We start from the raw sequence: 12,010 nt of genomic DNA on the forward strand, positions 1-12,010 counted from the left end.
TCCAGCCGCCGCGTCTAGTGTCCTGCGACATTTATAACCTCATGCGACAGGAGCGTGTCATGTTCAAAGGGTCGATGCCCGCACTGATCACGCCGTTCACCCCGGACGGCGAGCTGGATCTGGACACGCTCAAGAAATTCGTTGAATGGCAGATCGATCAGGGCAGCCACGGGCTGGTGCCATGCGGCACGACCGGCGAGTCACCGACGCTGAGCCATGACGAAGACCGTGCCGTGGTGCGCGAGGTTGTGCGCATCGCCGATGAGCGCGTTCCGGTGATCGCGGGTGCGGGCTCGAACTCGACCCGCGAAGCGATCGGGCTTGCCCAGCATGCCGAAGGCGCGGGGGCTGACGGGCTGCTGATCGTGACGCCTTACTATAACAAGCCGACGCAGGCGGGCATGATCGCGCATTTCACCGCGATCCACGATGCCACGAACATCCCGCTTGTGATCTATAATATTCCCGGCCGTTCGGTTGTGGACATGACACCCGAAACGATGGGCGAGCTGGCAAAGCTGCCGCGCATCACCACTGTCAAGGACGCGACCGGCAAGCTGGAACGTGTCAGCCAGCAGCGCATCACCTGCGGGCCGGATTTCATCCAGCTTTCGGGTAATGACGACACCGCGCTGGCGTTCAATGCGAATGGCGGTGTGGGCTGTATCAGCGTCACCGCCAATGTCGCGCCGAAGCTGTGTTCGGAATTTCAGCAGGCGACGCTGGATGGCGAATGGGGCAAGGCGCTGGAACTGCAGGACAAGCTGATGCCGCTTCACATCGCGCTGTTCATTGAACCGGGTCTGGTGGCGGCGAAATATGCGCTGTCAAAGCTTGGCATGGTGAATGAGCGTGTGCGCCTGCCGCTCGTTGGTTTGACACAATCGACGCGGAACGCCGTTGACGAGGCAATGCGCCACGCCGGGCTGATCTGACGGCACCCACCACTTTTCGCGAAAGGCGCCCCGATCCGGGCGCCTTTTTCAGTCGCCTTCGCTGGTCAGGCGCAGATCGGCGCCGTCATCCATGATGCTGGGCCGATCCGACTGCGTGGCCCACGGCGTTCCCGTCCCGGTCGGGGGCAGTTCGTCCTTGGTCCATTGCAGATGAATATTCGCCTTGGCGATCATCAGTCCGGTCAACGGCGCGGTCAGGAAGATGAAAAGCGCGATCAGCAGCTCGTGCCAGCTGACATGATCGCCGAACCACGCGAAATAGATCATCGAGGCCAGCAGCACGCCGCCCACGCCCAGGGTTGCGGCCTTGGTCGGGGCGTGTAGGCGGGTCATCGGTTCCGGCAGCTTGACCAGCCCGTAGGACCCGACGAAGCCGAAGATACCCCCGATGACCAGCATCGCCGAGACGAGTATTTCAATGAACATATCCATGACCGCCCCCTATTCGATAATGTCGCCGCGCAGGATGAATTTGGCATAGGCCACCGTTGACACGAAGCCCATCATCGCGAACAGCAGCGAGGCCTCGAAATACATGCCCGTGCCTTCCTTGATGCCGAAAAGCGCCAGAATGGCGATCATGTTGATCGACATCGTATCCAGCGCAAGAATCCGGTCCGGCACGCCGACGGCAATGACAACCCGATACAGGTTGAACAGAAGCGCGACGCCGAAGCAGGCAAAGGCGAAATAGATGGCATAGGCGATCATGCAAAGATCTCCTTCAGGCGCGATTCGTATCGCGACTTGATATCGGTGACGACGCTGTCAGGGTCGGGTGCGTGCAGGCAGTGAACCAGCAGCGAATGCCCGCATTCCGAAAGATCGCAGCTGACCGTGCCGGGCGTCAGGGTGATCGTTCCGGCCAGAACCGTAATCGCCTCGGGCGAGCGGACTTCAAGCGGGATCACGATCCAGGCGGGCTGCAGCCGCGAATTCGGCATGAACAGCACGATCTTCGCGACCTGAATATTGGCGACGATGATGTCCCAGATGACCAGGAACAGATAGCTGACATACTTGCCGGGCGAACGCAGCGCCGAGCGTGACGGCCAGTAGGGGGCGATCAGGGCCGGGATGAGAACCGCCAGGATCACCCCGAAAACCAGCGATCCCCAGCGGAAGTCGTTGACCAGCAGAAGCCAGCACAGGATCAGCATCGCGGAAAGAATGGGGTGGGGGAAAATGCGTCTCATGGCCGCGCGCCCTCCTGCTCGACCAGCACGGATTCAACATATGGAGCGGTGTCGAAAAGTTGCGCCGCGATGGAGTCGGTCATGTGAAGCGCCGGTCCCGCAAACAGGGTCAGTGCAACAAGCCCAGCCAGCAACAGCCCCGCCGATACGAAGGTCAGGGTCGGCGAAACGGCATCCCCGATATCCTGAATATGCTCGTCAGGCTCCAGCTTTGGCGGGATCGGTGCCTTCGGCGCGGGCCTGCCCTCTGCCTCGGCGATCCTTTCGGCCCGCTGAAGCTGGAAGGGCAGCCAGAACAGGGTCGAACCGGCGCGTGAAAAGCCGACAATGGCAAAGAGCGAGGTCACAAGGATCGTGGACCAGATCCCGACCCACCACGGGTCGATGCGCGTCGCATCAAGGACAAGCAGCTTGCCAATGAAGCCCGACAGGGGCGGCAGGCCAGCAACAGCAATCGCAGCCGCAAAGAAGAAGGATGCGATCAGCCCGCTGTCCTGGATTTTCGGCCGAAGCGTCAGCCACAGGTCGCCGTTGCGCCGCGCGGCGATCATGTCGCTGATCAGGAACAGCGCCGCCGCAGCCAGCGTCGAATGGATGGTGTAATAAAGCGCCGCCGAAATCGCGGGTTGTGTGAACATCGACACAGCGATGACCAGCGTTCCGATCGAAGCGATTGCTGACATTGCCGCAACCCGGCCAAGGTTGCGGCCGCCCAGAACACCCACCTGACCGACGACAAGCGTAATCAGCGCAGCCGGCAGCAGCATGTCCGCGACGATCCCCTCGACCACGGAATCACCGGGGAAAACCAGCGTGTAGAAGCGGATGATCGCATAGACCCCGACTTTCGACATGATCGCGAACAGCGCTGCCACCGGTCCCGGCGCATTCGCATAGGTCGAAGGCAGCCAGAAATGCAGGGGCACCAGCGCCGCCTTGATTGCAAAGACCAGCATCAGCAGCACCGCGCCAGCCCGCAGCAATGCGGTATCGTCGGCCGGCATCTGCGCGACCTTCACGGCCATATCGGCCATGTTGAGCGTGCCGGTCACCGCATAAAGCGTTCCGAGCGCCGCCAGAAACAGGGTCGAACCCATCAGGTTGATGACCACGTATTGCACGCCTGCGCGCAGCCGCAGCCCGCCGCCGCCGTGAATCATCAGGCCATAAGACGCGATCAGCAGCACCTCGAAAAAGACGAACAGGTTGAAGGCGTCGCCCGTCAGGAAGGCGCCCATGACGCCCATCATCTGAAACTGCCAGAGCGCGTGGAAATGCCAGCCCTTTCGGTCCCAGCCAGAGCCGATTCCGTAAAGCTGCACAACCAGCCCCAGAAACGCGCCCAGCACCAGCATCAGCGCAGCCAGCCGGTCCAGCATCAGCACGATGCCGAAGGGCGCAGGCCAGTTGCCAAGGCGATAGACGAACACCTCGCCGCTGCTCGCATAGAACGCGAGATAGAGCGCGACACCAAGCAGCGCCAGCGAACCTGCGGTCGAAAACACGCGCTGCAGCAGCAGATCGTGACGCATCCACAGGATAATCAGGCCTCCGATTATGGCTGGCAGAACGACCGGGGCGATAATGAAGTGGTTCATTCCTTCTCCCCGCGCTCGGTCCGGTCGGCCTCGGGCATGTCGATGTAATCGTCGCCGCCCTCCAGAAAGGCGCCAAGCGACAGCAGCACGACGACCGCAGTCATCCCGAACGAGATCACGATCGCGGTCAGCGTCAGGGCCTGCGGCAGCGGGTCGGTATAGGCGCTGTAATCGACCGCGCCATGCCCGTGCAGGATCGGCGGCTTGTTGATCGCCAGTCTGCCCGTCGCGACAAGGAAAAGGTTAATGGCATAGGACATCATGGTCATGCCGATCACGACCGGAAATGTCCGCAGGCGCAGCACCAGATACATACCTGCCGCGCTCATGGCGCCAATGGCGATTGCGACGAGGGCTTCCATCAATGTGCCTCCTTCTTCGAGCGTGAGGGATCGACATCCATGGGTTGACGATTGATGACCTCTCCGGTGCGGCGGGCCATGCGCGACAGCGAATTCAGCGCCAGCATGACAGCGCCCAGAACGCACAGGAACACGCCCAGATCGAAGGCCATCGCGGTGGCAAGCTCTATCTCCTCAAGGAAGGGAAGTTTGAAGTAGCCGTAATTCGACGTCAGGAACGGCAGTCCGAACAGCCAGGCCCCGATCCCGGTGCCAGCCGCAAGAACGACGCCGATGCCGATCATGGCGTGGAATGGAACGCGCTGGCGTTCCTGCGCCCATGCGAAACCGGATGCCATATACTGCATCAAAAGCGAGATCGCGACGATCAGACCGGCGATGAAGCCGCCGCCCGGCTGATTGTGTCCGCGCAGGAAGATGAACAGCCCGACCGTCAGCGAGATCGGCAGGATCAGCCGTGTCGCCACGACCAGCATCAGCGGGTGACGGTCGCCCGCGCGCCGCTGGTCGTGCCGCCAGTTCGTCAGCCTGCGGGCCGAACGCCCGGTCAGCAGCGTCTCGGTCATGGCATAGATGACAAGGGCCGCGATCCCCAGCACGGTGATCTCGCCAAAGGTATCATAGCCCCGGAAGTCCACGAGGATCACGTTGACGACGTTATCCCCGCCGCCCTGCTTATAGCTGTTTGAAAGGTGGTAATTCGCAATCGTCTCGAACGCGAAATCACGGCGCATGATGGCATAGGAAAGCCCCCCGATGCCAAGCCCGACCGCTGTTGCGATCAGTGCATCCGCACCGCGACGCCACGCGCCGGTTTCCACCCAGGTGCGCTTGGGAAGGAAGTTCAGCGCCAGCAACATCAGCATCACAGTCACCACCTCGACCGAGATCTGCGTCAGCGCAAGGTCAGGTGCCGACAGGTAGACGAACCCGCAAGACACGATCAGCCCGACAATCCCGATCAGCACGAGCGCCAGCAGGCGGTTGCGGTGGAAGGCGACCATGCAGGCGGTCGCAACGATCAGCAGAACGAAGCCGATGGCCGGAATAGGCTGGATCGGCAGCATGGCGCGGGTTTCCGGCCCGGCGCGTCCCGTGGCCCATGCAAACGTGCCGGCCAGAACGATGGTCGCGGCCATCATCCCCGCGCCGCGTGCCAGCCTGCCATCATGCAGCGCGTCATTGGCGGCCTGCGACCAGCGGACCACGCGGCGGATAATGGCGTCGAAGATGGTTTTCGCTTCGGGGCGGGGCATCGCGTCCCAGATCGGTTGAAGAAGCGGGTGCAGCGCCACCAGAACCGCGCCGAGGACGGTCGCAATTGCCGAGGTTATCAGCGCCGGGTTGACGCCGTGCCAAAGCGCCAGGTGCGGATGTGTCTCCAGCCCCGTAACGGAGTCGGCAGAAGCCGTGACAAGCCAGCCCGCCATGGTCATCGGCATCAGACCGATCAGGACGACCAGCACGACCATGAAGCCGGGGCTGAAGATCAGACCCATGCCCGGATCATGCGGGTGATGGGGATATTCTTCGCGCTCGGGACCGAAGAACACCTGCCAGATGAAGCGGAAGGAATACGCGACCGAGAAGGTCGCCGCGACGCCCGCCACGATGAAGAAAAGGTTGTGATGGCCTGCCCATACGGTATGCGACGCCTCCTCCAGCATCATCTCTTTCGAGATGAAGCCGTTCAGCGGCGGGATGCCGGCCATCGACAGTGCCGCGATCGTTCCGATCACGAAGGTGATTGGCATCAGTTTGCGCAAGCCGCCCAGCAGACGCACCGATCGTGTCCCGGCCTCGTGGTCGATGATGCCAGCGGTCATGAACAGCGCGGCCTTGAAGGTCGCATGGTTGATGATGTGGAAGACGGCTGCAATGGCCCCCGCCTCGGTCCCCAGTCCCAGCAGCATCGTCACCATGCCAAGCTGGCTGACGGTCGAGAAGGCGAGGATTGCCTTAAGGTCATCCTTGAACAGCGCAATGATCGCGCCGATCAGCATCGTCACAAGCCCGGTGGTGGCCACGATATAGAACCATTCCGGGGTGCCTGACAGCACCGGCCACAGGCGCGCCATCAGGAACAGCCCGGCCTTCACCATGGTTGCACTGTGCAGATAGGCTGACACTGGCGTCGGCGCGGCCATTGCGTGAGGAAGCCAGAAATGGAACGGGAACTGCGCTGACTTCGTGAACGCGCCGCCGAGGATCAGCAGCAATGCCGGAAGATAAAGCGGAGAGGCCTGAATCGCGTCCTTCGCCTTAAGGATTTCGCCGATATTATAGCTGCCAGCGATATTGCCGAGGATCATCATGCCCGCGATCATCGCAAGCCCGCCCGCGCCCGTGACCGTCAGCGCCATGCGGGCACCCTGCCGCCCCTCGGGCAGGTGCTTCCAATACCCGATCAGAAGGAAGGACGACAGCGATGTCAGTTCCCAGAAGATCAGCAGCAGCAGGATGTTGTCCGACAGGACGATGCCGACCATCGCGCCCTGAAACAGCATCAGATAGGTGTAGAACTGCCCGACCGGGTCCGATTTCGACAGGTAATAGCGGGCATAGATGATAATCAGGATGCCGATCCCAAGGATCAGGATGCCGAACAGCAGGCTGAGGCCGTCGATGCGGAAGCTTGCATTCAGCCCGATCTGCGGAAGCCAGTTGAAGCTTGCGGTGACGACCCCTCCGGCCATGACCTCGGGGATGTGCAGGCACAGGCCGATCAGCGCCAGAAGCGACATCGTTCCACAGGAAATTGCCGCGACATTTCGCCCCGAACGGATCAGAAGGCCGGGCAGTAGGGCGCCCAGGAAGGGCAGCGCTGCGATCAGGGCTGGCGACATCTGTCCTCCGCAAAGTGTTTTGCTTTTGTCTCAAGGAATGGGGGGGCAGTGTCAAGCAAACCCGGACCCTGAAAAGGACCTCTTCCCCGATGTTCGCGTTTCGTGCTAGCCTGCTGAAAACAAATGAGGGCAGGGCATGAGAGTATTGGGCATTGACCCCGGTTTGCAGAATATGGGCTGGGGGGTGATCGAACTTGACGGTCCGCGCCTGCGTCACATCGCGAACGGTGTCGTGCATTCGGATAAGGGAGAGCTTGGCGACCGCCTGCTGCGACTTTATCGCGGGCTATGCGCTGTCATCATCGCCCATGCGCCTTCGGCGGCGGCGGTGGAACAGACCTTCGTCAACAAGGACGCGGTCGGCACGCTGAAGCTTGGGCAAGCGCGCGGCATCGCCCTGCTGGCCCCGGCAGAGGCGGGGCTGGAAATCGGCGAATATGCCCCGAATGCAGTGAAAAAGGCCGTGGTCGGGGTCGGTCATGCCGGCAAAGAGCAGGTTCAGCACATGGTCCGGCATCAATTGCCCGGCGTGGTCTTCGAAAGTGCCGACGCTGCCGACGCGCTCGCCATCGCGATCTGCCACGCCCATCACCTGCAATCGCGCAGCATCCGCATCAAGGTGCGGGCATGATCGGGCGGATTGCAGGGGTGATCCTGCACCGGGCCTCCGATCACGTCATGATCGACGTGCGCGGCGTCGGCTATATTGTTCATGTCAGCGAGCGGACCGCCGCCAGCCTGCCCCCCGTCGGTCAGGCGGCCGCGCTTTATACCGATCTGCTGGTGCGCGAGGATCTGTTGCAGCTTTTCGGCTTTCCGACGCTGCTGGAAAAGGAATGGCACAAGCTGCTGACCTCGGTTCAGGGGATCGGGGCGAAAGCCTCGCTGGCGGTGCTGGGAACCTTGGGGGCAGACGGGCTTGGCCGGGCAATCGCGCTTGGCGACTGGTCGGCCGTTCGCAAGGCGCCGGGCGTCGGGCCGAAGCTGGCGCAGCGCGTGGTTCTGGAACTGAAGGACAAGGCGCCGTCCGTCATGGCGATGGGTGGTGCGCTGACCGTGGATGCCGGCACCCCGGTCATCGAAACCGAAGCGCCTGCGACACCAGTGAAACCCGCCCCTGCGACACAGCCCGCGCCGTCTGCGGCAGCGGCACAGTCCGAAGCCCTGTCCGCCCTGACCAACCTTGGATATAATCCGTCAGAGGCCGCATCGGCGGTTGCGCGCGCTGCCGCAGCGGAACCCGATGCTGCGATGCCCGCGTTGATCCGCATGGCGCTTCGCTCGCTGGCGCCGAAGGAATAGGGAGGTCATCATGTCCAGCACGCTTCGCACATTCACGCTTATGGCTGCGCTGACCGCGCTGCTCATGGCGCTTGGCTGGCTGATCGGCGGGACCGGTGGGATGATTATCGCGCTGATCTTCGCGGGTGTCGGCAATATCTGGGCCTGGTGGAACAGTGACAAGGCGCTGCTGCGTCAGAACGGCGCGGTCCGCGTCGATGAACAAAGCGCGCCGGAACTGGTGCAGATGGTCGCCGCACTGGCTAAGCGCGCCAATCTGCCGATGCCTGCGGTCTATGTGATGCAATCCGATCAGCCGAACGCCTTCGCCACAGGGCGCAATCCCGATAATGCCGCCGTCGCGGTCACGCAGGGACTTCTGCGCACGCTGAACCGCGACGAACTGGCCGGCGTGATCGCGCATGAGCTGGCCCATATCCGCAACCGCGACACGCTGACCATGACCATTGCGGCCACGCTCGCCGGGGCGATTGCGATGCTGGGCAACATGGCGCTGTTCACCGGCGGTCGGGAAGGCCGTGGCGGGATGCTGGGCGGGCTTCTGGCGATGATCCTTGCCCCCGTCGCGGCGGGGCTGGTGCAGATGGCAATCTCGCGCACGCGGGAATATCGCGCCGATGCGCTTGGGGCCGAGATCGCGGGCCAGACGCAGGGGCTGTCGAGCGCGCTTCGCAAGATTTCGGCGGCGGCGGGTCAGGTGGTGAACGTGCCGGCCGAACGCAACCCGGCTTCGGCATCCATGTTCATCATCAACCCGCTTGGCGCGCTGCGCATGGACAGCCTGTTTCGCACCCACCCCTCGACCGAATCGCGCATCGAGGCCCTGAACAGATTGAACGTGAATGGCCATCCCTGATCCGACGCTTCGCCCTGAACCGATGCCCGAGGATGAGACCGGCCGCGCCTTGCGCCCGCAGGCGCTGTCGGAATTCGTTGGTCAGGCCGAAGCGCGCGCGAACCTCGCGGTGTTCATCGAAAGCGCCCGCCGGCGGGCCGAGGCGATGGACCATACCCTTTTTCACGGCCCTCCGGGTCTGGGCAAGACGACGCTGGCGCAGATCATGGCGCGCGAGCTTGGCGTGAATTTCAAGATGACCTCTGGTCCGGTTCTGGCGCGCGCCGGCGATCTGGCGGCGATCCTGACCAACCTTGAAGCGCGCGACGTCCTGTTCATCGACGAAATTCACCGCATGAACCCCGCCGTCGAGGAGGTGCTTTATCCCGCGATGGAGGATTTCGAGCTGGACCTGATGATCGGCGAAGGACCGGCGGCGCGAACGGTGCGGATCGAGCTTCAGCCATTCACGCTGGTCGGCGCCACGACCCGGCTTGGCCTGCTGACCACGCCATTGCGCGACCGCTTCGGCATCCCGACGCGCCTGCAATTCTATACGGTCGATGAACTTGATCAGATCGTCCGGCGCGGCGCGCGGCTGATGGGATACGAGGCTGACCCGGACGGCACCCGAGAGATCGCGCGTCGCGCACGCGGCACGCCCCGGATCGCGGGCCGCCTGCTGCGCCGCGTCGCCGATTTCGCCTTGGTCGAGGGCGATGGCCGGATCTCGCGCACGGTCGCCGATAACGCGCTGACCCGGCTTGGCGTGGACGACCTTGGTCTCGACGGTGCCGACCGCCGCTATCTGGGCCTGATCGCCGAGAATTACGGCGGCGGCCCCGTCGGGGTCGAGACGATTTCCGCAGCCTTGTCGGAAAGCCGCGATGCGATCGAGGAGGTGATCGAGCCCTATCTGTTGCAGCAGGGGCTGATCGCACGGACGCCTCGGGGGCGGATGCTGGCGGCGAAGGGGTGGCGACATCTCGGGCTGGACGCGCCCAAGGGCCCGCAGCAGGCCGCGCTGTTCGAGGAGTAGGCGTTCAACCAACTGTGAACCGAAAGTTTCCGGACCGCTGCGGAAAGGCACTAGTCTGACCGTCAAAGCCGGAGGAGTCGCCATGAACCCGCTACGACGCTTGCTTGCTGTGACCGCCGCCACGCTGGCGCTTTCCTTGCCTGCCCTTGCGCATCACGGCTGGGGCTGGGCCGAAGGCGAATTGACCGAACTGACCGGGACCATCCGCAGCGTCGCGATCACCCCGCCGCATCCGGTGCTTCAGGTCGAGACTGCGGACGGCAAGATGTGGACGGTCCAGCTTGGCAATCCGGGCCGCACCGAACGCGCCGGTTTCATCGAAGGCGTGGCAAGCGCCGGCGACGAGGTCCACGTCCTTGGCAACCAGTCGCAGGATCAGGACGAGACGCTGATGAAGGCGGTCCGCATCCGGCTGGATGGGCGCGACTATACCTTCTATCCGGAACGGATACCGGAAAGCTGATTTTGCAGGCGCTGGCGGACCTGCTTTCGGCGCTGCCGTCATCTTCGCTTCTGGCACGATCAGCGACACTTTACGCACTGGTAAACGCCGCGCATATCCTTGGGGTGTGCCTGATCCTTGGTGCGGTCATCCCGCTGGACCTGCGGCTGATCGGCGTGCTGCGCGGGCCTTCGCTTGTCGTGATCGGACCCTTCCTCAGCCATGTCGCGGCGGCAGGGGTTATGATCGCGGTGCTGACGGGGCTAGCGCTGATCTCTGTCAGACCGGCGGAATATCTGGCGAATCCGGCGCTGCGGTGGAAGATGTTTCTGATCATGATCGCGCTTGTGAACGTCGCTGTGGTTCATTTCAGCGACGGCTGGAGGCGGGCGATTTCCGGCGGGCGGATCGTTACGGGGCTGCGCATTGGTGGCGCGGTGTCCCTGTCTGCGTGGCTGGCGGCGCTTGTCGCCGGGCGGATGATCGGCTTTCTTTGACCCAAACCAATGGTGGAGAGGCGCATGAGCATCGACGAACGCATTCGCGACAGCTTCAGCAAACAGACGATGATGCAGACCCTGGGCGCGACGATAGACAGCGTGGCGTCGGGCCAGGTCGTGATTACGGCGCCGATCCTGCCGACAAGTTTGCAGCAACAGGGCGCAGGTCATGCCGGGCTGGCATTTTCCATCGGTGATTCAGCGGCAGGCTATTCGGCGCTGACGGTCATGCCCGAGGGTGCCGAGGTGATGACGGTCGAGATGAAGATCAACCTGATGTCGCCCGCCATCGGTGACCGGCTGATCGCCGAAGGACGTGTCGTCCGCGCCGGCCGCCGTATCGTGGTGGTCGCCGCGGATGTGTTTGCGGAAATGGGCGGTGCCCGCAAGCATGTGGCCATGCTGCAAGGCACGATGATCCCGGTTTAGGCGCGTTCCAGCAGCGATTCGCCACCCGAGACGCTGCACTGGCCGGGCGATTCCTCGGCCTGAAATGCGGTGATCGTGCCGTCTTCGACCAGCATCGCGTAACGCTTTGAACGGCCAAGCAGCCCGGCGGGCGGCGCGTCGAAATTCATGCCCATCGCCTTCGTGAACGCACCATCGGCGTCGGACAGGAATGTCAGCCCCGCCTTGTCGGCCCCGGTATCCGTCGCCCATGCGCCCATCACGAAGGGATCGTTGACGCTGATGCAAACGATCCGGTCAACGCCCTTGCCGCGGAACTGGTCGGCTGTGCGAATGAAGCTGGGCACGTGCTGGGTCGAACAGGTGCCGGTATAGGCACCGGGCAGCGCGAAAATCGCGACGCGGCCGGTCTGGTAGTCGGCCAGATCGACCGCTGCCGGGCCGTTCTCTGTCATTTGCAGCAGCTTGCCCGAGGGCAGTTTGTCACCTTCACCAAGTGCCATGATGCGTTTCCTTCTGTTTGGCT

15 protein-coding genes are annotated in these 12,010 nt (G+C 63.1%); 8 read left to right on the forward strand and 7 right to left on the reverse strand.

The genetic code is table 11. From position 1 onward, the window contains the following. The first annotated feature begins 59 nt into the window (after window positions 1–59). Complete coding sequence (dapA, locus tag FQV27_RS15885; protein ID WP_147100440.1) at window positions 60–935, forward strand: 4-hydroxy-tetrahydrodipicolinate synthase; 876 nt, start codon at window positions 60–62, stop codon at window positions 933–935. 48 nt (window positions 936–983) lie between these two features. On the opposite strand, the gene FQV27_RS15890 is transcribed toward dapA, so the two are convergent. From FQV27_RS15890 to FQV27_RS15915, 6 genes are read right to left on the reverse strand one after another with little or no spacing between them, the layout of a single operon-like run. Beyond that, the gene (locus FQV27_RS15890; RefSeq protein WP_377768685.1) at window positions 984–1,388 is read right to left on the reverse strand and encodes a Na+/H+ antiporter subunit G; all 405 of its coding nucleotides are present in this window, start codon (window positions 1,386–1,388) and stop codon (window positions 984–986) included. Window positions 1,389–1,397: 9 nt separating this feature from the next. Next, window positions 1,398–1,667 carry a K+/H+ antiporter subunit F gene (locus tag FQV27_RS15895; RefSeq protein WP_147100444.1) on the reverse strand — a complete coding sequence of 90 codons (270 nt, stop codon included), beginning with the start codon at window positions 1,665–1,667 and terminating at the stop codon, window positions 1,398–1,400. Then, a complete protein-coding gene (locus FQV27_RS15900; RefSeq protein WP_147100447.1) occupies window positions 1,664–2,152 on the reverse strand; it encodes a Na+/H+ antiporter subunit E in 489 nt (162 codons plus the stop codon). Before FQV27_RS15900 ends, FQV27_RS15895 begins: the two co-directional genes overlap by 4 nt. After that, on the reverse strand, window positions 2,149–3,750 hold the full coding sequence (locus tag FQV27_RS15905; RefSeq protein WP_147100449.1) for a monovalent cation/H+ antiporter subunit D: 1,602 nt from the start codon (window positions 3,748–3,750) through the stop codon (window positions 2,149–2,151). Before FQV27_RS15905 ends, FQV27_RS15900 begins: the two co-directional genes overlap by 4 nt. Beyond that, complete coding sequence (locus FQV27_RS15910) at window positions 3,747–4,112, reverse strand: Na+/H+ antiporter subunit C (protein ID WP_147100451.1); 366 nt, start codon at window positions 4,110–4,112, stop codon at window positions 3,747–3,749. The genes FQV27_RS15905 and FQV27_RS15910 overlap by 4 nt, the downstream gene beginning before the upstream one ends. Next, window positions 4,112–6,958, reverse strand: coding sequence for a monovalent cation/H+ antiporter subunit A (locus FQV27_RS15915; protein ID WP_147100453.1), 2,847 nt, complete (start codon window positions 6,956–6,958; stop codon window positions 4,112–4,114). The genes FQV27_RS15910 and FQV27_RS15915 overlap by 1 nt, the downstream gene beginning before the upstream one ends. A 136-nt stretch (window positions 6,959–7,094) precedes the next feature. Here FQV27_RS15915 and ruvC point away from each other — a divergent pair, with 136 nt between their 5' ends. The 7 genes from ruvC to FQV27_RS15950 all read left to right on the forward strand — a co-directional run bounded on the left by ruvC (window position 7,095) and on the right by FQV27_RS15950 (window position 11,505). Then, window positions 7,095–7,589 carry a crossover junction endodeoxyribonuclease RuvC gene (ruvC, locus tag FQV27_RS15920; RefSeq protein ID WP_147100454.1) on the forward strand — a complete coding sequence of 165 codons (495 nt, stop codon included), beginning with the start codon at window positions 7,095–7,097 and terminating at the stop codon, window positions 7,587–7,589. Continuing rightward, the gene (gene ruvA, locus FQV27_RS15925; RefSeq protein ID WP_147100456.1) at window positions 7,586–8,260 is read left to right on the forward strand and encodes a Holliday junction branch migration protein RuvA; all 675 of its coding nucleotides are present in this window, start codon (window positions 7,586–7,588) and stop codon (window positions 8,258–8,260) included. The genes ruvC and ruvA overlap by 4 nt, the downstream gene beginning before the upstream one ends. 10 nt (window positions 8,261–8,270) lie before the next feature. Continuing rightward, a complete protein-coding gene (htpX, locus tag FQV27_RS15930) occupies window positions 8,271–9,116 on the forward strand; it encodes a zinc metalloprotease HtpX (protein WP_147100458.1) in 846 nt (281 codons plus the stop codon). Further along, window positions 9,103–10,134, forward strand: a complete 1,032-nt coding sequence (ruvB, locus tag FQV27_RS15935; protein ID WP_147100459.1) for a Holliday junction branch migration DNA helicase RuvB — start codon at window positions 9,103–9,105, stop codon at window positions 10,132–10,134. Before htpX ends, ruvB begins: the two co-directional genes overlap by 14 nt. 82 nt (window positions 10,135–10,216) lie before the next feature. After that, window positions 10,217–10,597, forward strand: coding sequence for a DUF6152 family protein (locus FQV27_RS15940; RefSeq protein WP_147100461.1), 381 nt, complete (start codon window positions 10,217–10,219; stop codon window positions 10,595–10,597). Window positions 10,598–10,599: 2 nt separating this feature from the next. Then, the gene (locus FQV27_RS15945) at window positions 10,600–11,073 is read left to right on the forward strand and encodes a DUF2214 domain-containing protein (protein WP_222611715.1); all 474 of its coding nucleotides are present in this window, start codon (window positions 10,600–10,602) and stop codon (window positions 11,071–11,073) included. Between the two features lie 24 nt (window positions 11,074–11,097). Then, window positions 11,098–11,505, forward strand: coding sequence for a PaaI family thioesterase (locus FQV27_RS15950; protein ID WP_147100463.1), 408 nt, complete (start codon window positions 11,098–11,100; stop codon window positions 11,503–11,505). Here FQV27_RS15950 and FQV27_RS15955 read toward each other — a convergent pair. After that, window positions 11,502–11,987, reverse strand: a complete 486-nt coding sequence (locus FQV27_RS15955) for a peroxiredoxin (RefSeq protein ID WP_147100465.1) — start codon at window positions 11,985–11,987, stop codon at window positions 11,502–11,504. The genes FQV27_RS15950 and FQV27_RS15955 overlap by 4 nt on opposite strands. Window positions 11,988–12,010 lie beyond the last annotated feature (23 nt).

It is taken from the genome of Paracoccus aurantiacus, from assembly GCF_007993065.1.
In the GTDB taxonomy this organism is placed as follows: Bacteria; Pseudomonadota; Alphaproteobacteria; order Rhodobacterales; family Rhodobacteraceae; genus Paracoccus; species Paracoccus aurantiacus.

Coding starts and splice junctions, on each gene's coding strand:
- FQV27_RS15910 (WP_147100451.1), bottom strand. CDS start 4,112: ATGGAAGCCCTCGTCGCAATCGCCATTGGCGCCATGAGCGCGGCAGGT.
- ruvB (WP_147100459.1), top strand. CDS start 9,103: ATGGCCATCCCTGATCCGACGCTTCGCCCTGAACCGATGCCCGAGGAT.
- FQV27_RS15955 (WP_147100465.1), bottom strand. CDS start 11,987: ATGGCACTTGGTGAAGGTGACAAACTGCCCTCGGGCAAGCTGCTGCAA.
- FQV27_RS15905 (WP_147100449.1), bottom strand. CDS start 3,750: ATGAACCACTTCATTATCGCCCCGGTCGTTCTGCCAGCCATAATCGGA.
- FQV27_RS15940 (WP_147100461.1), top strand. CDS start 10,217: ATGAACCCGCTACGACGCTTGCTTGCTGTGACCGCCGCCACGCTGGCG.
- ruvA (WP_147100456.1), top strand. CDS start 7,586: ATGATCGGGCGGATTGCAGGGGTGATCCTGCACCGGGCCTCCGATCAC.
- FQV27_RS15900 (WP_147100447.1), bottom strand. CDS start 2,152: ATGAGACGCATTTTCCCCCACCCCATTCTTTCCGCGATGCTGATCCTG.
- FQV27_RS15890 (WP_377768685.1), bottom strand. CDS start 1,388: ATGGATATGTTCATTGAAATACTCGTCTCGGCGATGCTGGTCATCGGG.
- htpX (WP_147100458.1), top strand. CDS start 8,271: ATGTCCAGCACGCTTCGCACATTCACGCTTATGGCTGCGCTGACCGCG.
- FQV27_RS15915 (WP_147100453.1), bottom strand. CDS start 6,958: ATGTCGCCAGCCCTGATCGCAGCGCTGCCCTTCCTGGGCGCCCTACTG.
- FQV27_RS15895 (WP_147100444.1), bottom strand. CDS start 1,667: ATGATCGCCTATGCCATCTATTTCGCCTTTGCCTGCTTCGGCGTCGCG.
- dapA (WP_147100440.1), top strand. CDS start 60: ATGTTCAAAGGGTCGATGCCCGCACTGATCACGCCGTTCACCCCGGAC.
- FQV27_RS15950 (WP_147100463.1), top strand. CDS start 11,098: ATGAGCATCGACGAACGCATTCGCGACAGCTTCAGCAAACAGACGATG.
- ruvC (WP_147100454.1), top strand. CDS start 7,095: ATGAGAGTATTGGGCATTGACCCCGGTTTGCAGAATATGGGCTGGGGG.